General features: G+C 70.6%; 26 protein-coding genes and 1 pseudogene. 16 read left to right on the plus strand and 11 right to left on the minus strand.

What is annotated here, in order from left to right:
- Positions 1–207: 207 nt before the first annotated feature.
- The 16 genes from ACQUST_RS12175 (at position 208) to ACQUST_RS12250 (ending at position 15,446) form a co-directional block, all read left to right on the plus strand.
- Positions 208–1,455 carry an HD domain-containing protein gene (locus tag ACQUST_RS12175; protein ID WP_435128850.1) on the plus strand — a complete coding sequence of 416 codons (1,248 nt, stop codon included), beginning with the start codon at positions 208–210 and terminating at the stop codon, positions 1,453–1,455.
- A complete protein-coding gene (locus tag ACQUST_RS12180) occupies positions 1,452–2,522 on the plus strand; it encodes an amidohydrolase family protein (RefSeq protein ID WP_435128853.1) in 1,071 nt (356 codons plus the stop codon). Before ACQUST_RS12175 ends, ACQUST_RS12180 begins: the two co-directional genes overlap by 4 nt.
- 83 nt (positions 2,523–2,605) lie before the next feature.
- On the plus strand, positions 2,606–2,899 hold the full coding sequence (locus tag ACQUST_RS12185; protein ID WP_435128856.1) for a 50S ribosomal protein L21e: 294 nt from the start codon (positions 2,606–2,608) through the stop codon (positions 2,897–2,899).
- Positions 2,900–3,256, plus strand: a complete 357-nt coding sequence (locus ACQUST_RS12190) for an RNA polymerase Rpb4 family protein (protein WP_435128859.1) — start codon at positions 2,900–2,902, stop codon at positions 3,254–3,256. It abuts the gene before it with no gap.
- A 46-nt stretch (positions 3,257–3,302) separates the two neighbouring features.
- Positions 3,303–3,968 (plus strand): DUF655 domain-containing protein, encoded by a 666-nt coding sequence (locus ACQUST_RS12195; protein ID WP_435128861.1) that lies wholly within the window; start codon positions 3,303–3,305, stop codon positions 3,966–3,968.
- A gap of 131 nt (positions 3,969–4,099) precedes the next feature.
- Positions 4,100–4,966 carry a 16S ribosomal RNA methyltransferase A gene (locus ACQUST_RS12200; protein ID WP_435128864.1) on the plus strand — a complete coding sequence of 289 codons (867 nt, stop codon included), beginning with the start codon at positions 4,100–4,102 and terminating at the stop codon, positions 4,964–4,966.
- Complete coding sequence (locus ACQUST_RS12205; RefSeq protein WP_435128867.1) at positions 4,966–6,216, plus strand: mechanosensitive ion channel family protein; 1,251 nt, start codon at positions 4,966–4,968, stop codon at positions 6,214–6,216. The genes ACQUST_RS12200 and ACQUST_RS12205 overlap by 1 nt, the downstream gene beginning before the upstream one ends.
- Entirely contained in the window at positions 6,206–6,871 is a 666-nt protein-coding gene (locus tag ACQUST_RS12210; protein ID WP_435128870.1) for a HemK2/MTQ2 family protein methyltransferase, read from the plus strand. Before ACQUST_RS12205 ends, ACQUST_RS12210 begins: the two co-directional genes overlap by 11 nt.
- Positions 6,872–6,930: 59 nt before the next feature.
- Positions 6,931–7,947: a 5-methyltetrahydropteroyltriglutamate--homocysteine methyltransferase gene (locus ACQUST_RS12215; protein WP_435128873.1), complete on the plus strand. Its 1,017-nt coding sequence runs from the start codon at positions 6,931–6,933 to the stop codon at positions 7,945–7,947.
- Positions 7,944–9,026 (plus strand): methionine synthase, encoded by a 1,083-nt coding sequence (locus ACQUST_RS12220; RefSeq protein ID WP_435128876.1) that lies wholly within the window; start codon positions 7,944–7,946, stop codon positions 9,024–9,026. Before ACQUST_RS12215 ends, ACQUST_RS12220 begins: the two co-directional genes overlap by 4 nt.
- 84 nt (positions 9,027–9,110) lie before the next feature.
- A complete protein-coding gene (locus ACQUST_RS12225; protein ID WP_435128879.1) occupies positions 9,111–10,073 on the plus strand; it encodes a ribose 1,5-bisphosphate isomerase in 963 nt (320 codons plus the stop codon).
- Positions 10,070–10,948: a carbohydrate kinase family protein gene (locus ACQUST_RS12230; RefSeq protein WP_435129352.1), complete on the plus strand. Its 879-nt coding sequence runs from the start codon at positions 10,070–10,072 to the stop codon at positions 10,946–10,948. The genes ACQUST_RS12225 and ACQUST_RS12230 overlap by 4 nt, the downstream gene beginning before the upstream one ends.
- Positions 10,949–11,090: 142 nt before the next feature.
- Positions 11,091–12,635 carry an acyl-CoA carboxylase subunit beta gene (locus tag ACQUST_RS12235; protein ID WP_435128882.1) on the plus strand — a complete coding sequence of 515 codons (1,545 nt, stop codon included), beginning with the start codon at positions 11,091–11,093 and terminating at the stop codon, positions 12,633–12,635.
- Positions 12,635–13,012, plus strand: coding sequence for a hypothetical protein (locus ACQUST_RS12240; RefSeq protein ID WP_435128885.1), 378 nt, complete (start codon positions 12,635–12,637; stop codon positions 13,010–13,012). The genes ACQUST_RS12235 and ACQUST_RS12240 overlap by 1 nt, the downstream gene beginning before the upstream one ends.
- A gap of 105 nt (positions 13,013–13,117) precedes the next feature.
- Positions 13,118–14,962 (plus strand): acetyl-CoA carboxylase biotin carboxylase subunit, encoded by a 1,845-nt coding sequence (locus ACQUST_RS12245; RefSeq protein WP_435128888.1) that lies wholly within the window; start codon positions 13,118–13,120, stop codon positions 14,960–14,962.
- Between the two features lie 151 nt (positions 14,963–15,113).
- Complete coding sequence (locus ACQUST_RS12250) at positions 15,114–15,446, plus strand: DMT family transporter (protein WP_435128891.1); 333 nt, start codon at positions 15,114–15,116, stop codon at positions 15,444–15,446.
- 85 nt (positions 15,447–15,531) lie between these two features.
- Here ACQUST_RS12250 and ACQUST_RS12255 read toward each other — a convergent pair whose 3' ends face one another.
- The 11 genes and pseudogenes from ACQUST_RS12255 to ACQUST_RS12305 form a co-directional block, all read right to left on the minus strand.
- Positions 15,532–16,638, minus strand: coding sequence for a DUF63 family protein (locus ACQUST_RS12255; RefSeq protein WP_435128894.1), 1,107 nt, complete (start codon positions 16,636–16,638; stop codon positions 15,532–15,534).
- 156 nt (positions 16,639–16,794) lie between these two features.
- On the minus strand, positions 16,795–16,989 hold the full coding sequence (locus tag ACQUST_RS12260; RefSeq protein WP_435128897.1) for a 30S ribosomal protein S17e: 195 nt from the start codon (positions 16,987–16,989) through the stop codon (positions 16,795–16,797).
- Between the two features lie 94 nt (positions 16,990–17,083).
- The gene (locus tag ACQUST_RS12265; protein WP_435128900.1) at positions 17,084–17,767 is read right to left on the minus strand and encodes a DUF447 domain-containing protein; all 684 of its coding nucleotides are present in this window, start codon (positions 17,765–17,767) and stop codon (positions 17,084–17,086) included.
- A 2-nt stretch (positions 17,768–17,769) separates the two neighbouring features.
- A complete protein-coding gene (locus ACQUST_RS12270) occupies positions 17,770–18,648 on the minus strand; it encodes a triphosphoribosyl-dephospho-CoA synthase (protein WP_435128903.1) in 879 nt (292 codons plus the stop codon).
- Positions 18,645–19,457 (minus strand): tRNA-dihydrouridine synthase, encoded by an 813-nt coding sequence (locus ACQUST_RS12275; RefSeq protein ID WP_435128906.1) that lies wholly within the window; start codon positions 19,455–19,457, stop codon positions 18,645–18,647. The genes ACQUST_RS12270 and ACQUST_RS12275 overlap by 4 nt, the downstream gene beginning before the upstream one ends.
- Positions 19,454–20,446: a 2-phospho-L-lactate transferase gene (cofD, locus tag ACQUST_RS12280; RefSeq protein WP_435128909.1), complete on the minus strand. Its 993-nt coding sequence runs from the start codon at positions 20,444–20,446 to the stop codon at positions 19,454–19,456. Before cofD ends, ACQUST_RS12275 begins: the two co-directional genes overlap by 4 nt.
- Before the next feature lie 187 nt (positions 20,447–20,633).
- Entirely contained in the window at positions 20,634–21,116 is a 483-nt protein-coding gene (gene ndk, locus ACQUST_RS12285; protein ID WP_435128912.1) for a nucleoside-diphosphate kinase, read from the minus strand.
- A gap of 11 nt (positions 21,117–21,127) precedes the next feature.
- A pseudogene (locus ACQUST_RS12290) lies at positions 21,128–21,289 on the minus strand (50S ribosomal protein L24e); the annotation flags it as partial.
- Entirely contained in the window at positions 21,290–21,514 is a 225-nt protein-coding gene (locus tag ACQUST_RS12295; RefSeq protein WP_435128914.1) for a 30S ribosomal protein S28e, read from the minus strand. It abuts the pseudogene before it with no gap.
- 6 nt (positions 21,515–21,520) lie between these two features.
- Positions 21,521–21,883, minus strand: a complete 363-nt coding sequence (rpl7ae, locus tag ACQUST_RS12300; RefSeq protein ID WP_435128917.1) for a 50S ribosomal protein L7Ae — start codon at positions 21,881–21,883, stop codon at positions 21,521–21,523.
- A 225-nt stretch (positions 21,884–22,108) separates the two neighbouring features.
- Entirely contained in the window at positions 22,109–22,819 is a 711-nt protein-coding gene (locus tag ACQUST_RS12305) for a cyclase family protein (protein ID WP_435128920.1), read from the minus strand.
- Between the last annotated feature and the right edge of the window lie 56 nt (positions 22,820–22,875).

Below are 22,875 nucleotides of genomic sequence, written 5' to 3' on the forward strand. Positions count from 1 at the left end.
TCGGACCCAGCGGCCTCGTCGACGGCCCCGACCGGCCGCCGAACGCGACGTCGAACGTGACACCGAAGCGACGCTGAATGCGACGCCGAATCGCGGACGGTTTTTACGGGATGACGGCGAACGGACGGGTATGACTGGCTTCGACCGCGACGGCGCCGGGTACCGACGGCGTCTCGCCGCCACCGCGCGCGCCGGAGGTGCCGCGGCGTGACGACCATCAAGGACTCCGTTCACGACCATATCACCATCGACGGCGTCGCCGCCGACCTGCTGGACACGCCGCAGGTGCAGCGGCTCCGCCGCATCGCACAGCTCGGCACCGTGAAACTGGTGTACCCGTCCGCGAACCACACCCGGTTCGAGCACAGCCTCGGCGTCTACTACCTCGCGAACCGCGCGCTCGAGCACCTCGGCGTCGAGGGCCGCGAGGCCGAGCGGGTCCGCGCCGCGGCGCTGCTGCACGACGTCGGCCACGCCCCGTTCAGCCACAACGTCGAGGAGCTCCTCCACCGACACACCGGCCGGTACCACGACGACGTCGACGACCTCATCGTCGACTCGGCGGTCGGCGACGTGCTCGTCGACCACGGCCTCGACCCGGCGAACGTCGCCGGGCTCATCGGCGGCGACGGCCAGTACGGCCAGCTGGTGTCGGGCGAGCTGGACGTCGACCGGATGGACTACCTGGTCCGGGACGCCCACCACACCGGCGTCCCGTACGGCACAATCGACCACGAACGGCTCATCCGCGAACTCACCTTCGCCGACGGCGAACTGGTGCTCGCCGAGGGGAACGTCCAGACCGCCGAGTCGCTGCTCGTCGCGCGGGCGCTGATGAACCCCACCGTGTACGCCCACCACGTCGCCCGCATCTCCAAGGCGATGCTCCGCCGGGCCACCGAGCGGCTCATCGACGTGTCCGACGTGGACGCCACGACGGTGCGCCGCATGGACGACCCGGCGCTCGTCTCCGCGCTCAGAGACACCGACGAGACAGCCGAGTTCGCGCGGCGGTACGACCACCGCGACCTGTTCAAGCGCGCCGTCTGGGCGGAGTACGACGACGTCCCGGAGTCGATTCGCCGCGCCGACCACGACGAAATCCGGCGGGTCGAGCGGGACATCGCCGACGACTGCGACCTCCCGGCGACGGACGTCATCATCGACGTCCCCGCCGAACCGGAGATGAAAGAGTCGACCTCGGAGGTGCTGGTGAACGGCGAAGTCCGGCGGCTCGAAGACCAGTCGCCGCTCGTGACGGCGCTCCGCACCGCCCAGCGCGGCCAGTGGCGGCTCGGCGTCTACACGAGAGCGGACGCCACAGAACGGGTCGGCTCCGCGGCGGCGGAGCGGCTCGGCCTCGACATCGACGGCGCGCTCGTCAGCGACGTCAGACAGCGGCTCCACGTCACGCTCGACCAGTTCGAGGACGGAAGCCCGGAGGAGAACGCATGAGCCGCGACGCCGAGACCACGGAGCCGGCCGGGGAGCAGTCGGCGACCGAGACGTACGAGGGGACGATACTGGTCGGCCGCGACTTCGAACCCGTCGAGGGAACCGTCGTCGTGGAGGACGGCACGATTCAGGCCATCGAGGAGGAGCCCGTCGCCTCCGACGACGTCGTGCTGCCGGCGTTCGTGAACGCGCACACCCACATCGGCGACTCCATCGCGAAGGAGGCGGGTCGCGGCCTGTCGCTGGACGAACTGGTCGCGCCGCCGGACGGCCTCAAACACCGGCTGCTCCGCGACGCGAGCCGCGAGGAGAAGGCCGTGGCGATGCGGCGCTCGCTGGAGTTCATGCAGCAGACCGGGACGGCGGCGCACGTCGAGTTCCGCGAAGGCGGCGTCGACGGCGTCGACCTCATCCGGGAAGCCGGCGGCGGCCTCCAGATTCGGTCGGTCGTCCTGGGACGCGAGACGGTGGCGGCGATGGAACACGACGGCGCGGACGGCTTCGGCGCCAGCGGCGCACGCGACGCCGACTTCGACGCCGAACGCACCGCGACCCGGAACGCCGGGAAACTGTTCGGCATCCACGCCGGCGAACGCGACCCGTACGACGTCGACGCCGCGATGGACCTCGACCCCGACCACCTCGTCCACATGGTCCACCCCGAACCGCACCACCTCGACCGGCTCGCCGACGTCGGAACCCCGGTCGTGGTCTGCCCGCGGTCGAACCTCGTCACGGACGTCGGCGTCCCGCCGCTCCGCGAACTGCTCGACCGGACCACGGTCGCGCTCGGCACCGACAACGTGATGTTGAACTCGCCGTCGATGTTCCGCGAGATGGAGTTCGCCGCGAAGCTCACCGACGCCTCCGCGCTCGAAGTGCTGCGGATGGCGACGGTGAACGGCGCCGAGGTGGCCGGGCTGAACTGCGGGCTCGTCGAACCCGGCCGCGACGCCAAACTGCTGGTGCTCGACGGCGACTCGGACAACCTCGCCGGCGTCAAGGACTTCGTCCGCGCGGTCGTGCGGCGCGCCGGGCAGGGCGACGTCGTCGACGTCGTGCTGTGACCGGCCGCGCGTGTCACGGTGGCACGCCGGCACGGAAGAACGCACCATTTATACCTGCGTCCGCTGAACACACCCGTACGATTATGCCGAGCTCGAACGGCCCCCTCAAAGGCACGCGCGGAAAGCTGTCGAACAAGCCCCGAGAACGCGGTACGTCGCCGCCTCAGCGCGCCATCGCCGAGTTCGAGGAGGGACAGAAGGTCCACCTCACGCTCGACCCGTCCGTGAACGACGGTCGGTTCCACCCGCGGTTCAACGGCCACACCGGCACCGTCGTCGGCGAGCAGGGCGCCGCCTACAAGGTCGAAATCACCGACGGCGGGAAGACGAAGACCATCATCGCGAAGCCGGCGCACCTCCGCGAGCAAACGGAATAGATGACGATCTTCAAGGAGAAGCTCGACGAGGAGTACCTCACCGTCTCCGAGACGAAAGAACTCCTCGAGGACGTCGAGGCGGAGCGCGCGGCCGACGAGGACCGCGAGCTCCGCTACGAACTGGCGCGCGCCATCGAACACGTCAACCAGTTCGCGTTCCTCTCGGCGGAGGACGCCCGGAGCCTCGTCGACGAACTCCAGGAGCTCGAGAAGGTCGACGAGGCGCAGGCGTACAAGATCGCCGACCTGCTTCCGCGCGACCGGACCGAGCTTCGCGCCGTCTACGCCCAGGAGCGGTACGCGCTCGACGGCGAGGAACTGGACGAGATCCTGAACGTCGTCGCGAAGTACGCCTGACCGACGGCGACCACCTTTTAAGTCCGTCCCCGTTCACTCTCGCGGTATGACTGACTCTGACACGTCTGACACCGCCGGCGACGCAGCGACCGGGGAAGAACCGCCCGGTGAGACCGCCAGCGACGGTGAGGCGGAGGGACGCGACGAGCCGCGGTACGCGGTCGTGCTCGACCACCTGCCGACCGGAAAGCCGGACGACAACCGGCCGCGGAACAAGAAGTCGCCGGTGGCGTACGCGCTCGGCGAACGCGACTTCCGGCTGTACGAACTCACCCTCGAACCGGACGCGGACGTCGGCTTCGCGGACCGCGTCGCCATCGCGCCGGCGGACGCCCGCGACGCCGTCGAACGGTTCCGCGAGGTCGAATACGACGACCTGACGCGGGCGGCGACCCAGGAGGTCGAGTACGCGGTCGAAGCCATCGTCGACGGCGACGAACAGCGGTTCGTCGACTTCTACAACGACGCACAGCCCATCACGCTCCGGCTCCACCGGCTGAATCTGCTCCCCGGCATCGGGAAGAAGCTCCGCAACAACATCCTCGACGAGCGGAAGCGCGGCCCGTTCGAGTCGTTCGAGGACCTCGAAGACCGCGTCTCCGGGCTGCACCGGCCGAAGGAGCTGCTGGTGGAGCGAATCGTCGAGGAGATCCGCGAGGACGACCTGAAGTACCGAGCGTTCGTCGGCGGCGACAGTTCGTCCGGGGAGTGAGTCGCCGCGACGACCGCACCACTTTCGCCGGCTGCATCGCCTTCGCCGCCGTCGACGCGCGCCGGGCTGGCGTCGACGCCGCGGCACAGTCATAGACGGATTTACGGCGCGCGGCCGCGAATCACGTCCCAATGACTGACTCCGAGTCCGCGCGGTCGTTCCGCGACCCGGACCGGCTCCGGAAGCGGGCCGGCGTCGGCGGCGACCCCGACCAGGACCAGCACTTCCTCGTCGACGACCGCGTGCTCGACCGCGTCCCCGGCTACCTCCCGGCGGACGCGGACCGGTCGCACGTCCTCGAAATCGGCGGCGGCACCGGCGCGCTCACCGACCGGCTGCTCGCCGTCGCCGACCGGGTCACGGTCGTCGAACGCGACACGCGGCTCGTCTCGTTCCTCCGCGAGGAGTTCGCCGACGCGGTCGCCGACGGCCGCCTCGAAATCGTCGAGGGCGACGCGCTCGACGTCGACCTCCCGGCGTTCACGGCGTGCGTGTCCAATCTGCCGTACGGCGTCTCCTCCGAGGTTGCGTTCCGGCTGCTGCCGCTCGACCGACCGCTCGTCTTGATGTTCCAGAAGGAGTTCGCAGAGCGGATGGTGGCTGAGCCGGGGACGTCCGAGTACGGCCGGCTCTCCGTCTCGGCACAGCACTACGCGGACGTCGAACTGGTCGAGACCGTGCCGCCGGAGGCGTTCGACCCGAAGCCGCGCGTCGAGAGCGCCGTCGTCCGGTGTACGCCGCGCGACCCGGACTACGAGGTGGACGACGAGGCGTTCTTCCTGCGGTTCGTGAAGGCGCTGTTCACCCAGCGCCGCAAGAACGTCCGGAACGCCGTCCGGAACACGGCGCACATCTCCGGGCTGAAGTCGCCGGACGCCGTGGTGGACGCGCTGGACGAGGAGACGCTCCGGAAGCGGCCCGGGGAGCTGTCGCCGGCGCGGTTCGCCGAGTTGGCGGCGGTCGCCGCCGACGTCAGCGACGTGGGTGAGGGCCAATAATGCAGTCGGGCGGCTCGGCGACGGAGACGGCGACCGCAGCGTCTTCCGGAGCCGGAACCGCGACGTCGACCGCGGCGGGCGGCGCCCCGTTCGGCCCGATTCTGCCGCCCAGCGTCGTGGACGCCATCCACCGGCTGTTCCCGACGCTGGAGTCGCAGTTCCTCGGGACGCTGCTCGTCGCCGCGCTGCTGGTCGGCGTCAGCGACTCGGTCCGCCGGCTCGGCCCGGCGATGAAGCACCGATTCAACGACACCGCGGTCGAGGCAACGCAGGCGGCCGTCACGGCGGTTCTCACGGGGCTGGTCGGCGTGTTCTTCGTCGTCGTGTGGCGCGGCGGCGGCGAGGTGAACGCGCTGCTCGAATCGTTCGAGTTCGGCGGGAGAGACGTCGTCCGCGCCGTCTTCACCGTCACGATTCTCGCCGGCGCCTACTCGGTGACGCGGCTCACCAGGCGCGTAATCCACCGGGTCGGCACGGAGCGCGGCGGCATCTCCGAACACCAGCAGGAGATCGCCCACCACGTCGTGCAGGTTAGCGTCTACGTGTTCGCGCTGCTGGTCGTCCTCGGGATGTGGGGCGTCAACATCGGCGGCCTCCTCGTCGGCGCCGGGTTCGCCGGCATCGTGCTCGGACTCGCCGCTCGGCAGACGCTCGGCGCCGTGCTCGCCGGGTTCGTCGTCCTATTCTCCCGGCCGTTCGAGCTCGGCGACTGGGTCGAAATCGGCGACCAGGAGGGCATCGTCACCGACATCACCATCGTCAACACGCAGCTGCGGACGTTCGACGACGAGTACGCGATGATACCGAACGACATCGTGACGAGCGAGGAGATAATCAATCGGAGCCGGCAGGGGCGGCTCCGCGTGAACGTCGACGTCGGCGTCGACTACACGACCGACCTCGAAACCGCGATGGAACTGGCGGAGGAGGCGATGACGGGCCACGACCTGCTGCTCGACAAGCCCGACCCGCACGTCGTGCTGGCGGAGTTCGGCGACTCCGCGGTCGTGCTCCGACTCCGATTCTACATCAGCAACCCGAGCGCCCGGAAGATGTGGAAAGCACGGACGAAAGTCATCGCCGCGGTGAAAGAGCGGTTCGACGAGGCCGGCGTCAAAATCCCGTTCCCGCAGCGGGAACTGTCCGGCCGCGCCCAGACCGGCGGCCTCCGCGTCGCCGACGCGGTCGACGCGTCGGCGCGGGATACTGACGGCGGCGTCGACCCCGCGGAGGAATCCGATGCGGAGTGACGGCGGCGGAAGCGACGGCAGCGACGGCGCCCACCGCGACCACGGCAGCGACGGCGACGCCGAGTCGACCGCGTCGCGGGACGCGCTGGCGGCGCGTCGGGGTCTCGGCGACCCGGTGTACGCGCCGGCGGAGGACTCGGGGCTGCTCGCGGAGGCGGGCGCGGAGCGGGCGCGCGGCGTCGCGCTCGAAGTCGGCACCGGGTCGGGCTGGGTGGCGGCGCAGGTGCGCGACCGGGCCGACGTGGAGCGCGTCGTCGGAAGCGACGTGAACCCGCACGCGTGCGAGCAGGCGCGCGACCGGGGCGTCGAGGCGGTCCGTGCCGACCTGCTCGCGCCGTTCGCAGCGGACAGCGTCGACACGGTACTGTTCAATCCGCCGTACCTGCCGACCGACCCGGACGCCGAGTGGGACGACTGGCAGGAGGCGGCGCTGTCGGGCGGCGAGTCGGGCCGTGAACTCATCGAACCGTTCCTCGACGACGTCGCCCGCGTGCTCCGGCCGGGCGGCGTCGTGCTGCTGCTCGTGTCGTCGCTCACCGGCTTCGGCGCCGTCGTCGAGTACGCCGTCGACGCGGGCTTCGACGCGGAGACGGTCGTCGAGGAGTCGTACCCGTTCGAGTCGCTGTCGGTGCTCGCGCTCACGCCGAGAGAATAACTGAAGGTAATTCATTGGTTTAGCAAGTATTATGCGTCGGCATTTCGAACGACAGTTCGATGACTGACGCAGTCGCGACCACGCTCGGGCTGTTCCCGCTGCCCGACTGGGCGAAATCGGAGTTATCGGACCTGAAGGGCCACCAGAAAGCCGACCTCGTCTCCGGCGACGAATCCGGCGACGTCGCCGACGCCTACGACCGGGTCCGCAGCGAAGTCGTCTCCGATCAGCGCGACGCCGACCTCGACCGAATCGTCGAAGGGCAGGCGCGCTGGGACGACATGCTCGCGCACCCGCTGACCGTCCACGACAGCGTCGAGACCGGCGGCATCGTCCGGTACTACGACAACAACAACTTCTACCGCGACCCCCGCGTCGTCGACGACCTGACGTTCTCCGGCGACGTCGCTGACGAACTGTCGGCCGCCGCCGAACTGCTCGGCGACGACGCGCCGGTGCAGGCCGTCCTCCCGGGGCCGTACACGCTCGCGGAACTCGCCTCGGACGAGCACTACGGCGACGACCGCGAGTTCCTCGCCGCCGTCGCGGAGTTCCTCGCCGGCGAAATCGACGCGTTCCCGGCCCACGAGACGCTGTTCCTGCTCGAACCGAGCTTCGTCACCGACGCCCCCGACGACGACCTGCAGGAGCCGGCCAGCGAGGCGGTCGACGAGGTCGCCGCCGCGACCGACGCGGACGTCGTCGTGCAGACGTACTGGGAGGCGTTCGAGGAGAAGCCGTACGCCCACCTGATGGACGCCGACGTCGACGCCATCGGCTTCGACCTGGTCGGCGCCGACCGCGAGGCGAACCTCGAATGCATCAACGAGTACGGCACGAAAGCCGACATCTCGCTCGGCGTCGTCGACGGCCAGAACACGAAGGTCGAAGCCGCCGAGACGGTCGCCGAGCGCGTCGCGTGGACGCACGGACAGATTCCGGCCCAGGAGTTCGAGACGACGTACGCGACGTACAACACGGAGTCGTTCTACCTGCCGGTGAACAAGCACCTCGCGAAGCTCGACGCGCTCGCCGAGGGCGCTCACCTGGCCGCGACGACGGAGGTGGAAGCGTGAGCCGGAACCCCGAGAACCGCGAGCAGTTCCGGCCGGACGGCCACGACGCCGACCACTTCCTCTTGACCACCGTCGTCGGGTCGTACCCGAAGCCGAAGTGGCTGAACCGCGCGAACGACCTCGCCGAGGACGACGACTCAAAGTTCGACGCCGACGACCTCGCCGAGGCGCACGACGACGCCTGCCGCGTCATCACGCACGAACACGAACGCGCCGGGCTGGACACCGTCGTCGACGGCGAGATGCGCCGCGAGGAGATGGTGGAGTTCTTCGCCGAGCGCATCGACGGCTACGAGTTCAACGGCCCCGTGAAGGTGTGGGGGCACAACTACTTCGACAAGCCGTCCGTCGTCGACGACGTCGCCTACGACGAGCCGTGGCTGGTCGACGAGTTCGAGTTCACCGCCGGCGTCGCCGACCGGCCGGTCAAAGTCCCCATCACGGGGCCGTACACGCTCGCCCGCTGGGCGTTCAATGAGGCGTACGACACCGACGCGGACTTGGCGTACGCGCTCGCCGACCTCGTGAACGAGGAGATAGAGAAACTGGTCGACGCCGGCGCGCGCTACATCCAGATCGACGAGCCGGCGCTCGCGACGACGCCCGACGACCACGCCATCGTCGGCGAGTGTCTCGACCGCATCGTCGCCGACATCCCGGAGGACGTCCGCATCGGCCTGCACGTCTGTTACGGCGACTACTCCCGCATCTACCCGGAAATCAACGACTACCCCATCGACGAGTTCGACGTCGAACTGTGCAACGGCGGCTACGAGCAGATCGAGGTGTTCGCGGACGGCGAGTTCGCGCCCGACCTCGCGCTCGGCGTCGTCGACGCCCACGTCGCCGACGTGGAGTCCGTCGCCGAAATCAAGCGGAACATCGAACAGGGGCTGAAGGTGGTCGGCCCGGACAAGCTCACCGTCTCGCCCGACTGCGGGCTGAAACTGCTCCCCCGCGAGGCCGCCTACGGGAAGATGGAGAACCTCGTGCAGGCCGCCCGCGAAGTCGAGGCCGAACTCGACGCCGGCGAAATCGACGTGCCGGCCGCGGAGGACGCCGCGCCCGCGGACGACTGACGACTCGGCCGGCCGTCCTCGCGCTCGGTTTCTTCGCCTCGCCACCCAAACCACTCAAGGCCGGGCGCCGCCAACTCGGAGGCCATGACCGACACGGACGACCCGGCGCTGTGTGACGCGCTGGAGGAGACCGCCGAGGCCATCGCGACGATGGAGACGCGCGGCGCGGCGACCATCGCCGCGGCGGCGGCGGAGGCGCTCGCCGAACAGGCCCGCGAGACGGACGCCGAGTCGACCGCGGCGTTCAGGGAGACAATGCGCGCGGCGGGGCGGCGGCTGTACGACACGCGGCCGACGGCCGTGTCGCTGCCGAACGCGCTCCGGTACGTGCTCGGCCGGATGGACGGCGGCACGGTGCCGGCGCTGCAGTCCTCCGTCGTCGAGGCGGCCGACGCCTTCCGGACGCGGCTCGACACCGCGCAGGACGAACTCGGGAGCGTCGGCGCGAACCGCCTCCGCGACGGCGACACGGTGATGACGCACTGCCACTCGACGGACGCGCTGGCGTGCGTCGAAGCCGCCGTCGAGCAGGGGAAGGACGTCTCGGCGATCGTGAAGGAGACGCGGCCGCGGAACCAGGGCCACATCACGGCGCGGCAGCTCCGCGAGATGGGCGTCCCGGTGACGCTCGTCGTCGACTCGGCGGCGCGCCGCTACCTCGACGAGGTCGACCACGTCCTCGTCGGCGCGGACTCCATCGCCGCCGACGGCGGCGTCGTCAACAAGATCGGGACGTCCGGGCTCGCCGTGAACGCCCGCGAACGCGGCACGCCCATCATGGTCGCGGCTCAGACCATCAAGTTCCACCCGGACACGCTCACCGGCCACACCGTCGAAATCGAGATGCGCGACGAGTCCGAACTGGTGAGCGACGAGGAGCGCGCCGACATCGGCGACATCGACGTCGAGAACCCGGCGTTCGACGTGACGCCGCCGCGGTACGTCGACGCCATCGTCACGGAGTCCGGGCAGTTCCCGCCCGAGAGCATCGTGACGCTGATGCGCGAACTGTTCGGGGAGTCGGCGGCGAAGCCGTGGGAGGAGTGATGCGGGCGCTGTGTGCCGGGCACGTCAACTGGGACGTGACCCTCCGCGTCGACCGGCTCCCGGCGCCCGACGGCGAAGTCACCATCGAGCAGCAGCACCAGGCCGGCGGCGGCTCCGCGGCCAACGTCGCGGTGAACCTCGCGGCGCTGAACCACGACGCCTCGCTGTTCGGCTCCGTCGGCGACGACGAGTCCGGGATGCTCGCCGGCCGGGAGTTGGCGCGCGCCGGCGTCGAGACGCACCTCGTCGAGGCCGACGGCGACACCGCCGTGAAGTACCTCGTCGTCGACGGCGACGGCGAAGTGATGGTGCTGTCGAACCGCGGCGCCAACGAGGCGTACGACGCGGCCGACCTCGCCGTCGACGTCGCCGACTTCGACCTGCTCCACCTGACGAACCAGCCGCCCGCCGTCGCCGCCCGGCTCGCGAGCCGCGGCCGCGACGCCGACGTCCCGGTGAGCTTCTCGCCGGGCCGGACGCTCGCCGACCGGGACTTCGCGGAGACACTGGCGCTCGCCGACACCGTGTTCGTGAACCAGCGCGAAGCCACCGTGCTCGTGAACGAGGACGGCCTCGACGTGCTGCGCGAGGGCGCGACGCTCGTCGTCACGCGCGGCTCCGACGGCGCCGAGGTCCGCGTCGACGGCCGCACGTACAGCCACCCCGGCTTCGACGTGGAGCCGCTGGACACGACCGGCGCCGGTGACGCGTTCGCCTCCGGCTTCCTCGCGGCGCGCGCCGACGGCGCCGACCACGACCGCGCCATCGTGGTCGCGAACGCCTGCGGCGCCATCGCCTCCTGTGAAGTCGGCGCGCGCGCGGAGTTGACGTGGGAGCGCATCGACGCGTTCATCGCCGACCACGACGCCGCCTGAGCCGGGTCGGCGGGGCGCCGGTCCGCGTCGTGCGGCGGCGCGAACGGATTTCGGATTACGGAACCCTTTTGGAGTGGCTGACCGGACGTTTCCGGCAACGAATGAACGCAGTCGTGTCCGCGCGAGGTGGTCGGCGGTGACGATGGACGACCGGATCGACGAGCTGCGCGAAAAGCGTGCAGAGGCGGAGAAAGGCGGCGGCGAAGACCGCATCGAACGCCAGCACGAGAAGGGGAAGATGACGGCGCGCGAGCGCATCGACTACTTCCTCGACGACGGTACGTTCCACGAGTTCGACCAGTTCCGGACGCACGACACCCACTCGTTCGGGATGGAAGAACAGCAGCTGTACGGCGACGGCGTCGTCACCGGCTACGGCGAGGTGAACGGCCGGAAGACGTTCGTGTTCGCACACGACTTCACCGTGTTCGGCGGGTCGCTCGGCGAGGTGTTCGCCGAGAAGGTCTGCAAGGTCATGGACAAGGCGATGGACGTCGGCGCGCCGGTCGTCGGCCTCAACGACTCCGCGGGCGCCCGCATCCAGGAGGGCGTGAAGTCGCTCGCCGGCTTCGGCGAAATCTTCGAGCGTAACACGGCCGCCTCCGGCGTCATCCCGCAGCTGTCAGCCATCATGGGCCCCTGCGCCGGCGGCGCCGTCTACTCGCCCGCCATCACGGACTTCACGTTCATGGTGAAAGACACCAGCCACATGTTCATCACCGGCCCGGAGGTCATCAAGACCGTGACGGGCGAGGAGGTGAGCTTCGAGGAGCTCGGCGGCGCGACGACGCACGCATCCACCTCCGGCGTCGCCCACTTCGCCGAGGAGTCCGAAGAGGACGCGCTCGACGACATGCGGCGGCTGCTGTCGTACCTGCCGCAGAACAACGTCGAGGACCCGCCGCGCGTCGACCCGTGGGACGACCCGGAGCGCCGCGACGAGGAGCTCGAAACCATCGTGCCCGACGAGCCACGGAAGCCGTACGACGCGACGAACGTCGTCGACAGCGTCGTCGACGAAGGGTCGTTCTTCGAGACGCACGCCGGCTTCGCGAAGAACATCGTCACCGGGTTCGCGCGGCTCGACGGCCACAGCGTCGGCGTCGTCGCGAACCAGCCGCGCGTCAACGCCGGGACGCTCGACATCGAGGCGAGCGAGAAGGCCGCACGGTTCGTCCGCTTTTGCGACGCGTTCAACGTCCCCATCGTGTCGTTCGTCGACGTCCCCGGGTTCATGCCCGGCACCGACCAGGAGCACGACGGCATCATCCGGCACGGCGCGAAGCTGCTGTACGCCTACTCGGAGGCGACGGTGCCGCTTCTCACCGTCATCACGCGGAAGGCGTACGGCGGCGCCTACGACGTCATGGCGTCGAAACACATCGGCGGCGACGTGAACTACGCGTGGCCGACCGCTGAAATCGCCGTGATGGGGCCGCAGGGCGCCGTCAACATCCTCTACAGCGACCAGTTGCAGGAGGCGGACGACCCCGAGGCGCGCCGCGACGAACTCATCGAGGAGTACCGCGAGGAGTTCGCGAACCCCTACACGGCCGCCGACAAGGGGTTCCTCGACGCCGTCATCGAGCCGACGGAGACCCGGCCGCGGCTCGTCGCCGACCTGGAGATGCTGAAGTCGAAGCGCGAGTCGAACCCCGACAAGAAACACGGCAACATCCCGATCTGATGGCACCGCACGACTCGGACGGCGACGCGTCCGCCGACGGCGACGTTGACGGCGACGCATCCGCCGACGGCGACACGGCAGCAGGCGACGCCGTACCAGACGGCACCGCGGACGGCCTCGCCGCAGCGCTCGACATCCCGGCGGACGCCGACGACGCGGAGGCGGCAGCCATCGCGGCGGCGGTCGGCGCGCACCTCCGGGACCACGAAGCCGCCGCCGCTGCAGCGGCCGCAGCCGGCGACGCGGTGGAGACGTGGGACGGCGACCGCTGGCGGTTCGCCGGGCGAGTCGACGCGGTCGGCGGCTGCGCCGGCCGCGTCCCGGACGGCGCGCCGACCGACGACTGGACGGCCGCCGGCCGAACCGACCGGTTCTGAGCCGCGGGGCGACGACGCACCCGTTCTGTCAACCGTTTCTTCGTTCCGAGTAGACGAACCCGAACCGACGGTTTGAGTAGGCACTTCCCCGAACCGTCGGTAAGAATGTTCGAGAAGGTGCTCGTCGCGAACCGCGGCGAAATCGCGGTCCGCGTCATGCGGGCCTGCGCGGAACTCGGCATCGACACCGTCGCCGTCTACTCGGAGGCGGACAAGCACTCCGGGCACGTCCGGTACGCCGACGAGGCGTACAACGTCGGGCCGGCGCGGGCCGCCGACTCGTATCTCGACCAGGAGGCCGTCATCGAGGCCGCAGAGAAGGCGGGCGCCGACGCCATCCATCCGGGCTACGGCTTCCTCGCGGAGAACGCGGAGTTCGCGGCGGCCGTCGAGGCCACCGACGGCGTCACGTGGGTCGGGCCGAGCGCCGACGCGATGGAGACGCTCGGCGAGAAGACGAAGGCGCGGACGGTGATGCAGGAGGCCGACGTCCCCATCGTCCCCGGGACCACCGACCCGGTCGACACCGCCGAGGAGGTGCAGGCGTTCGGCGACGAGCACGGCTACCCGGTCGCCATCAAAGCGGAGGGCGGCGGCGGCGGCCGCGGCATGAAGGTCGTCGAGTCAGCGGAGGAAGCCGCAGAACAGCTCGAATCCGCGAAGCGCGAAGGCGAGGCGTACTTCTCGAACGACTCCGTCTACCTCGAACGGTACCTCGAGACGCCGCGGCACGTCGAAGTCCAGATCATCGCCGACCGCCACGGAAACGTCCGCCACCTCGGCGAACGCGACTGCTCGCTGCAGCGCCGCCACCAGAAGGTCATCGAGGAGGGGCCGTCGCCTGCGCTCTCGGAGGAGCTCCGCGAGCGAATCGGCGAGGCGGCCCGGCGCGGCGTCAGCGAGTCCGACTACTACAACGCCGGCACCGTCGAGTTCCTCGTCGAGGAGAACCCCGAGCGCGACCCGGACGAGCCGCTCGGCGGCGACGCGAACTTCTACTTCCTCGAAGTCAACACCCGAATCCAGGTCGAACACACCGTGACGGAGGAGCTCACCGGCATCGACATCGTGAAAGAGCAGCTCCGCGTCGCCGCCGGCGAGGAACTCGAGTTCTCCCAGGACGACGTCGAACTGGACGGCCACGCGATGGAGTTCCGCATCAACGCCGAGAACGCCGCCGACGAGTTCGCGCCGGCCACCGGCGGCTCGCTGGAGACGTACGACCCGCCGGGCGGCATCGGCGTCCGGCTCGACGACGCGCTCCGGCAGGGCGACGACCTGGTGACGGACTACGACTCGATGATCGCGAAACTGGTCGTCTGGGGCGCGGACCGCGAGGAGTGCATCGCCCGCTCGAAGCGCGCGCTCGCCGAGTACGACGTCGAGGGCGTCGTCACCATCGTCCCGTTCCACCGTCTGATGCTCACCGACGACCGGTTCGTCGACGGCCTCCACACCACGAAGTACCTCGACGAAGAGTTGGACGCCGGCCGCGTCGCCGACGCCCAGGAGCGCTGGGGCACCGGCGACGCCGAATCCGGCGAGGAAGCCGCGGAGACGACGGAGCGCGACTTCACCGTCGAGGTGAACGGCAAGCGGTTTGAGGTCAGCCTCGAAGAGCGCGGCGCGCCCGACATCCCGACGCCCGAGGCGGCCGGCGGCGGCAGCAGCGGCGGCATGGAGCGCCCCGACGTCGCCGAGGAGTCAGACGAGCAGGAGGTCGTCGTCGAGGGCGACGGCGAAACCGTCGAGGCCGAGATGCAGGGAACCATCCTCTCGGTGGATGTCGAGGAGGGCGACGAAGTCGCCGCCGGCGACGTCGTCTGCGTGCTCGAAGCGATGAAGATGGAGAACGACGTCGTCGCCGACCGCGGCGGCACCGTCACGCAGGTCCTCGTCGGCGAAGGCGACTCCGTCGACATGGGCGACGTCCTCGTCGTCCTCGAATAGCCCGAAGGAGCCGCGACCGCGGCCCTGCGTCCGAACCTTCCGTCCTCTCGTTCTGCAGTTCGGCCGTTCGGCGGAGTCTACCTGCGAGGCCGTCGGTGGGCCGCCCGGCATAATTCAGAAAATTGACGGAGGGCCGCGAGGAGGGCCGCATATGAATCCGTACGTGCTGCTCGGCGCGGCGATTCTGTCCGAACTCGTCGGAACGACGTCGCTGAAACTGTCGGAGGGCTTCTCGGAGCCGCTCCCGAGCCTCGGCGTCGTCGTCGGCTACGGCGCCGCGTTCTACCTGGTGTCGCTCACGCTCGAAGAACTGCCGCTCGGCGTCGTCTACGGGACGTGGGCCGCGCTCGGCATCGTCGGCGTCGCGACCGTCGGCGTCGTCCTCTTCGACGAACAGGTCGACCCGGCGGGCGTCGTCGGGATTCTCCTCATCGTCGCCGGCGTCTACTGCGTCAACGTCGTCTCCGAGATGTCCGCGCACTGACGGGGGAAGAACGATCGGCTCCGTCGGAGTGTGACGGGAGAACTGAGAGCGTCGCCGCGGCGTCCAGCGTCCCAGCCGATGCGTCTCAGACGCCGAACGTGGCGCGGAGCATGTCGCGCGTCCCGGGACCCATCCCGACGGCGGTGACGGCGACGAGCAGCAGGACGGCGTACCGCGGCGACTCGTCGAACAGTTCCTGCTCGAAGATGGCGAGGACGGCCACGGCGGCGACCAGTTTCACGAGGAGGAACGGCCAGACCGCTCCGGTGACGTCGACGATGAAGGCGTTCACCGGATGCTTCGGGATGAGGTCCTGGCCGGCGCCGAGCACGTCCATGTACTCGAGGCCGACGACGTTGGCGACGCCGTCGAGCGCGTGCGCTGCGATGACGACGATGCCGGCCTTCCCGGTCGCCTCGTGCACCCACGGGACGAACGCCTTCGTGAGGTACCAGGTCGCGGCGGTCGCGGCGGCGGTGCCGACGAGCATCACCGTGATGACCTGCGGGTAGAACGTCACGGGGTTGTCGGGGGCGAGCGCGAGCGAGGCCAGGTAGCCGATGGAGCCGACGTTCAGCAGGACGCCGAACCAGAACAGCGGCCGCCGGTACTCCTCGACGACGCCGCGGCGAGCGACCCACACCGCCGCGACCACGGCGACGAGCGTCAGCGCGAACACGGTGAAGTAGATGATGGGGCTGATGAGCAGCGTGTTCCACGGGTACGGGAACAGCGCGACGTCCGCCATCCGGTTGTCGGCGTCCTCCAGCACGCGGAGCGCGCCGCCGAACACGAAGTACGGGACCAGCGCGTAGTAGAAGTCGACGGTGCGAGCCAGGTCGAGCCGGCGGAGCAGCAGCACGACCCCCGACAGCGCCACGACGAGCGTGACGACGTAGCCGACCTCGGAGACCAGCGTGTAGCCGGGGTACGCGACCGGCTCGGCCGCGGCCGCGCAGTCCGACTGCGAGTACAGGTAGACGGTGTCGCCCGCCTGCCGAATCGCGCAGGTCGCCGAGTGCGCGTCCGCCTGCACCGGCCCCCAGAAGTAGTGCCAGACGAAGCCGTCGTAGACGGTCTCCGGGAACAGCAGCGACCCGGCGACGAGCGCGAGCAGCGCCGCGCCGACGCCGAGCACGTACGCTTTCGCCGGCGACGCGGCGACCCGGTCGGCGAGCGAGGAAGTCGACATACCGGGTGAGGCGTTCCGCTGCTCGGTTAAGGTGTCGGTTGTGGACGCCGCCGCCCCACCGACCGACAGTCCACCGTCAGCCTCCGACGAGTCGAGCCAATCGAGTCGGCCGACGCTATCGCTCGGCGCGTCGACGTCGAGGCAGAAAACGCGGCGTTACGCCGAGGCGGCCTGACCGGCCTTCTTCCGGGTGATGTAGCCGGCGATGCGGTTGCGGACGCCCTTCGACTCGACGTTCGTCAGGGTCTCGACGCTCTCTTTGTTCGTCTCGAAGTCGGCGTTGAACGACTGCGGGTACTTCTCCAGCAGGGCGGTGGCGAGCTGCTTGACGTACTTCGGTTTGATTGCCATGGTGTGGTGTTCAACGAAGACGAACTAAAAGCGTTCGTTCCGAACCGGACGGCCACCGCCGGCCAGCCGGCCGAACGGACGGAGCCGCGACGAGTCACTCCGAGTCGTCGCCGTCGAGCCGGTCGCGCCACCCGGTTTCCGCCGTCAGCGTCGCGAACGCCTCCCGTTCGGGGGCGCCGCCGCAGCGCTCGACGACGTCGGCGAAGTAGACGAGGCGGTCGAGCAGCGCCTCGGTGTCGTACGCCGGCACGGATAGCCGCGACGCCGCGACCGTGGCCTCGACGACCGCGCCGAAGCCGCGATTGACGGTCCTGACGGCGGTCCGCTCCACCGACCCCTCGCCGGGCCGGAGGTGCCAGTCGACCCACTCGGTGCCGCCGCGTTCGCCGGCGTCGACGCGCTCTGCGTCGACGCGGACCCACGCGTCCGCGGAGTCGACCACCGGCTCGGGCTCTTCGCGCACCGTGACCGCGGCGTCGACGAAGTCCCGCGGGTCCGCGACGAACTGGACGACGCCGCCGCCGCGCTCCGCGAAGTTCCGCCGCGTCCGCGTCCGCCCCCACGTCCGCGCCCGGACGGGCGCGTCGGCGTCGCGGCCGTCGTGTTCGGGCGCGTGTAGGCCGAGCGCGGCGAGGTTCCACCGACCGTTCGGGCCGCGCGTCGCGACGACGGACTCCGTGACGCCGCGGAGCGAAACCGGCCAGTCGGGCGCGTCGCCGCCGGGGTTCCGGTCGGTTCCGACGTCGCCTCCGTCGCCGGGGTTCCGGTCGTCGCGCACGGTCACACCTCCAGTCCGCGTTCGAGCGCGACGAACAGCGCCGCGGCTGTCAGGTCCGCTGTCGTCCCGGGGTTCACGTCGCGCTCGGCGAGTTCGTCGGCCCACGCCTCGGCCTCCTCCAGCGAGTCGACGTCGGCGGCGCGGTCGCGCACCTCGCGGGCGACGTCGGGGCCGTGCTGGGTTCGGACGAGCGTGTCTTCGCGCTCCGCGAGCAGGTCGAGGAACGCCCGCGCGCCGCGGTCGGTCGGCGGGCCGTCGTCGTCGAGTATCGCCTCCGCGGCGCGGAACGTCCGCGGGAACGACGACGCCCACTCCGCGGCGTTCGCGTCGCCCGGGGCGGAGCGCTCCAGCACGTCGAACAGCGTCAGGCCGCGCTCGCGAACCGTCGGCACCGCGTCCGCGCCGCGCCTGACGTCAAGGGCGTCCATGTCCGCCGGCGGGTCGGGGACCGCGACGTCGACGTACTCGAACGCCCGGTAGAAGCCGGCGGCGTCGTCGACGGTCGTCGACCGACACACCTCGCGGACGCCGTCGGGGGAGAGCGCGTCGTCGCGGGCGGCCGCGGCGAGCGGCGTCAACAGCAGCAGGCAGCCGAACTGCGTGTTCCCGCCGGACTGGTCGCTCATCCCCGCGACGGCGGTCTCGAACGCCTCGCCGAGTGCGTCACCCGCCGCGGCGCGTTCGAGTCCGGGGCGCGCGCCGACCGCGCCCGCGAGGAAGTGGTCGAACCGCAGGTCGGCGGCGTCGCGGTGCCGGTCGACGTTCCCCGGCTTCGGCGTCCCGGCGACTTCGAGCAGTAGCGCCAACTCGGCGTTCGCCGCCGCGCCGCGCGGCCGCGGTTCGAACGGCGACTGCGACTGCGACGAGTCGTCCCCGGTCATCGCGCCTGTCCCTCCTCGGCGGCCCAGTCGTCGACCGCGCGGCGGACGCTGCGCAGCACGCGCGGCGTGTCGCTCGGCCGGCCGACGCTCACCGCGTCGGCGCCGTACGCGAGGTACTCCCGGACGGTCCGCGCGTCGCGGACGCCGTTGTTCGCGACGACGAACAGCGACGGCGCGGCGTCGACCACGTCGGCGACGACGCCCTCCGAGTCCATCGCGTCGACGTGAATCACGGCTGCGCCCGCGTCGGCGACGCGGCGCGCCGTCTCCCGCAGGTCCACGCCGTCGACCTCCGCGCGCACCTTCACGCTCACGGTCGCGCCGGTCGCTGCCGCCGCGGCGACGTACTCGGCGAGCCTGTCGGTGTCCGCGAGCAGCGCCTCCCCGCAGCCGGCGTCGACGAGCTCCGCCTGCCGGCAGTGGGCGTTCACCTCCAGCGTCGCGCCGCGAGCGGCGCACACCGCGCCCGCCGCCCGAACCGGGTCGACGGTCGTGCTTCTGACGTTCACGGCGGCGTGCAGGTCGGCGTCCGCGAGCGCGTCCAGTTGGCCGGCGACCCAGTCGAGCGGGTCGTCCGGGAGGAACTCGTTGCGGTCGCGGTCCGCGACCATCTCCCGCGCCGCCTCGCGGCTGTCGGCGTCGAGCGCGACGCCGCCGAGGAACGCGGCGCCGACGAACTGCTCCGCCGCGAGCGCCCAGTCGGCGTCCGACCGGCCGGAGAGGCTGGCGGCGGCGACCCGCGGCTCGAAGCCGCCGAACTCGGCTCGTTCCTCGGAGCCGACCCTGTCGGACGGGCGTCGGTCGGTCACCCGGCCACCTCCAGCGCCTCCGCGCAGGCTTCGGCGACCCGTTCGGCGTCCGCGGCGTCGTCCATCCGGGTGTCGGTGCGGACGACCGGCCGGTCGAGGTCCGTGCCGTCGGCGTCGTCGAGGACGAACGCGTCCGCGAACGGGTAGACGTCGGCGACGCCGGCGGTGCTCGGCTCCTCGCCGACGCCGGCCATCAGGTCGGCGGCCGGCCCGGAGAACACGTCGTCCTCGACGAACGGCGACACCGCGACCACCGTCGTGTCGCGAAGCGCCGCCTCGAACCCCGGGACGGCGAGCATCGGCCCGATGCTGGTGACCGGGTTCGACGGCCCGACGACCACCTCGTCGTCGAGCGCGTCGAGCGCCGCCGGGGACGGCTCGGCGTCGTCGGCGCCCCGGAACTCCACGTCTTCGACGGTCGGCTCGGCGCGCTCGGCCACCCAGTACTCCTGGAAGTGCAGCGTCCCGTCGGGCGTGTGAATCAGCGTCGCGACCGGGTCGTCGCTCATCGGCACGAGGTCGACGTCGACGCCGAACGCCTCCGCCAGCGTCCGCGTCGCCTCTGTCAGCGTCCGGCCCTCGTCGAGCAGCCCGGTCCGGGTGACGTGGACCGCGCGGTCGCGGTCGCCGATCTCCATGAACTCCGCGACGCCGGAGAACCGGCGCCACCGCGCGATGTCGCGGCCGGCCGTCTGTGCGTCGTCCGGCAGGTACCGCGACCCGGCGTCGAATCCGGCGGCGTCCGCCAGCCGGTGCAGTTCGTCGTGCGTCTCCGTCGTGTCGCCGTCGATGCCCCACCAGCGCTCCCGGTTCAACACGCCGCCCTCGGAGAACAGCACCGTGTCGACGTCCGGGCAGACGAGGTGCCCGCCGAGTTCGACGTCGTCGCCGGTGTTCGCGACGACGGCCGTGTCGGCGGGGTCGAAGACCGCTGCGGCACCGTCGAGCAGCTTCGGCGTGCCGGTGCCGCCGGCGAGGAACGTGACCATGCGTGTGGTGTCGGCGGCGCCGGGTTTGTAAGCTACTGATACCGGAGACGGATTCGGGCGGTTCGTCGTGACCCGGGCCGCGGCCGCCCCCGGACGTCTCGGCGGCACCGGGTGGCTCCGGGTAGCGGCGGGCGGCGTCGCTGTCGGGCTGAAGAACTGAAGAAGTCGGAACGGGTGCGTTCCGGGGTTAGTGGTCGCCGGCGTCCTCGTACACCCACGAGGCGGAGTCGAGCTCCCAGTCGACGAGTTCGTCCTCGTCGAAGAAGAGGTCGATTTCGCGCTCGTTGGCGCCCTCGTCCTCGTGGTCCGAGCCGTGGATGACGTTGTGGCCGAGGTCGTTGCCGAGGTCGCCGCGGATGGTGCCGGGCGCGGCTTCCTGCGCGTCCGTGTCGCCCATCAGCCGGCGGACCTGCCGGGTCGCGTCCGCGCCTTCCCACACCATCGCGAAGACGGGGCCGGACGTGATGAACTCGACGAGCCCCTCGAAGAACGGCTTGCCTTCGTGCTCGCCGTAGTGCTCGTGAGCGAGGTCCTCGTCGATCTGCATGAACTTCGCGCCGACCAGCTTCAGGCCCTTGTCCTCGAGGCGGCCGACGACTTCGCCGATGAGGCCGCGCTGGACGCCGTCGGGCTTCACCATCACGAAGGTGCGCTCGTCGTGGTGGCTCATTCGCTGCCGGCCTCCGTCCACTCGAGGTCGCGGGCTTCCCGGCCCAGGTCGACGTTCTTCTCGCACTTCGCGGAGCAGAAGTGCGTCACTGTGCCGTCGGTGGAGACGAACATCGTGCCCGTGCCGGGCTCGATGTCGGCGCCGCAGTAGTCGCAGTTTCGTTGCTGGGGCATTTACTGTCCTCCGATGGAGTCGGCGTCGCGCTGCGTCTCGCGGAGCTGGAGGATGTCGCCCTCCCGCACCGGACCCAGGACGTTTCGTGTGATGATGCGACCCTGATTGCCGCCCTCCTGGATGCGGCACTTGACCTGCATGGCCTCGCCGTGCATCCCGGTTTTGCCGACGATCTCGATGACCTCGGCGGGCGTCGAGCCGCTCTCTTGTTCTTCAGCCGACATGGGCGATTACCGGAGTTCCTCGACCTTCGCCGCGATGTCCTCGACGTCCTCCTCCGCGTCGCCAGCGTCCGTGATGGCGGCGGCGGCGGAGCCGACTTCGAGGCCGGCGGCGTGGCCGACGTCGTCCTGTGTCTCGATGAACACGTAGGCGATTCCCTTCTCCTCGGCGAGCTCGGGGAGGTGCATCACGATCTCCTCCGGCTCGACGTCCTCGGCGATGAAGACGAGCTCGGCGTTGCCGCGCTCGACGGCCTTCGTCGTCTCGTTGGTGCCTTTCTTGACGGTGCCTGTGTCGCGGGCGACCTCGAGCGCTTCGAGGCTTCGCTCCGCGAGGTCCGCGGGTACATCGTAGTCGACGTAGACTGACATTGTTGTATCTCCGTCCCGCCCGGTGGCTCGACTTCCCCGCCGTTGTAAATCCCTGCCGACGGAGAGGGTCACGACCCCGGACAGGTCGTACTACACCGGTTGGCCGCGGCTCCGTATAAACGCTTTCAATACTGCCCGGCCGTGTGAACCGAACGCACGTCACGGCGACGCAGCCTCCGCCCGGTCGAGCGTCTCCCCGCCGCCGGCTCCGCGGGCCGTGACGACTCACTCGTCGGCGACGTCGGCGACGGCACGGACCGGCGCGCCGTCCGCGTCCACCCGGAGCGGGTACGCGTGCACCGTGAACTGCTCGGGGAGCGTGGACGGCAGCCGGAGGTTCTCGACGATTAGCAGCCCCGCGCCGAGCAGCGCGTGGTGCGCCGGGACGCCGTCGGCCTCCGCGGACGCGCCGCTGGCTCCAGTCGACGCTCCGTCGGCTTCGAGGGATTCGTCCGTCGGCGACGCCGCGCCGGCGGCTGTCGGGTCAGGGCTCAGCGTGTCTACGCCGACGGCGAGGCCGCGGTCGGCGCAGGCCTCCGCGGCCGCGGGTGCGAGAAACGGGTGGTCGCGGTAGCGGTCCGTCCCCCAGTGGCGGCCCCAGCCGGTCCGGAACACCAGCAGGTCGGCGTCCGCGCAGTCGTCTTCGGAGGGAACCGCCGACGGCTGTATCGCCTCGCGCGCGCCAACGTCGGTGACGTCGACGAGCGCCGCGTCGAACCGGAACGCCGCCGGCTCGAACTCGTCGAGCGTGGCACCGTCGGGCTCGGTGTGCGCCGGCGCGTCGACGTGCGTCCCGGTGTGGGTGCCGAGGCGGAGCGACGACACCCGGTAGCCGTCCGACTCCATCGTCGCGTGCGGCGTCACCCCGACCGGCGGGTCGCCCGGATACGTCGACATCCCCGACTCGATCCGCCGCGTCAGGTCCTCCATCGTCACGTCGCCGCTTCTCCGGCCGGCCCCGTAAATCCAGGCGCCGACCGCGCGCCGCGCCG

The organism is Halobaculum sp. D14 (genome assembly GCF_051195135.1).
GTDB lineage: Archaea > Halobacteriota > Halobacteria > Halobacteriales > Haloferacaceae > JBNTKA01.

Coding starts and splice junctions, on each gene's coding strand:
- ACQUST_RS12205 (WP_435128867.1), top strand. CDS start 4,966: ATGCAGTCGGGCGGCTCGGCGACGGAGACGGCGACCGCAGCGTCTTCC.
- ACQUST_RS12225 (WP_435128879.1), top strand. CDS start 9,111: ATGACCGACACGGACGACCCGGCGCTGTGTGACGCGCTGGAGGAGACC.
- ACQUST_RS12210 (WP_435128870.1), top strand. CDS start 6,206: ATGCGGAGTGACGGCGGCGGAAGCGACGGCAGCGACGGCGCCCACCGC.
- ACQUST_RS12180 (WP_435128853.1), top strand. CDS start 1,452: ATGAGCCGCGACGCCGAGACCACGGAGCCGGCCGGGGAGCAGTCGGCG.
- ndk (WP_435128912.1), bottom strand. CDS start 21,116: ATGAGCCACCACGACGAGCGCACCTTCGTGATGGTGAAGCCCGACGGC.
- cofD (WP_435128909.1), bottom strand. CDS start 20,446: ATGGTCACGTTCCTCGCCGGCGGCACCGGCACGCCGAAGCTGCTCGAC.
- ACQUST_RS12235 (WP_435128882.1), top strand. CDS start 11,091: ATGGACGACCGGATCGACGAGCTGCGCGAAAAGCGTGCAGAGGCGGAG.
- ACQUST_RS12190 (WP_435128859.1), top strand. CDS start 2,900: ATGACGATCTTCAAGGAGAAGCTCGACGAGGAGTACCTCACCGTCTCC.
- ACQUST_RS12250 (WP_435128891.1), top strand. CDS start 15,114: ATGAATCCGTACGTGCTGCTCGGCGCGGCGATTCTGTCCGAACTCGTC.
- ACQUST_RS12245 (WP_435128888.1), top strand. CDS start 13,118: ATGTTCGAGAAGGTGCTCGTCGCGAACCGCGGCGAAATCGCGGTCCGC.
- ACQUST_RS12255 (WP_435128894.1), bottom strand. CDS start 16,638: ATGTCGACTTCCTCGCTCGCCGACCGGGTCGCCGCGTCGCCGGCGAAA.
- ACQUST_RS12295 (WP_435128914.1), bottom strand. CDS start 21,514: ATGTCGGCTGAAGAACAAGAGAGCGGCTCGACGCCCGCCGAGGTCATC.
- ACQUST_RS12270 (WP_435128903.1), bottom strand. CDS start 18,648: ATGACCGGGGACGACTCGTCGCAGTCGCAGTCGCCGTTCGAACCGCGG.
- ACQUST_RS12185 (WP_435128856.1), top strand. CDS start 2,606: ATGCCGAGCTCGAACGGCCCCCTCAAAGGCACGCGCGGAAAGCTGTCG.
- ACQUST_RS12260 (WP_435128897.1), bottom strand. CDS start 16,989: ATGGCAATCAAACCGAAGTACGTCAAGCAGCTCGCCACCGCCCTGCTG.
- ACQUST_RS12195 (WP_435128861.1), top strand. CDS start 3,303: ATGACTGACTCTGACACGTCTGACACCGCCGGCGACGCAGCGACCGGG.
- ACQUST_RS12215 (WP_435128873.1), top strand. CDS start 6,931: ATGACTGACGCAGTCGCGACCACGCTCGGGCTGTTCCCGCTGCCCGAC.
- ACQUST_RS12200 (WP_435128864.1), top strand. CDS start 4,100: ATGACTGACTCCGAGTCCGCGCGGTCGTTCCGCGACCCGGACCGGCTC.
- rpl7ae (WP_435128917.1), bottom strand. CDS start 21,883: ATGTCAGTCTACGTCGACTACGATGTACCCGCGGACCTCGCGGAGCGA.
- ACQUST_RS12240 (WP_435128885.1), top strand. CDS start 12,635: ATGGCACCGCACGACTCGGACGGCGACGCGTCCGCCGACGGCGACGTT.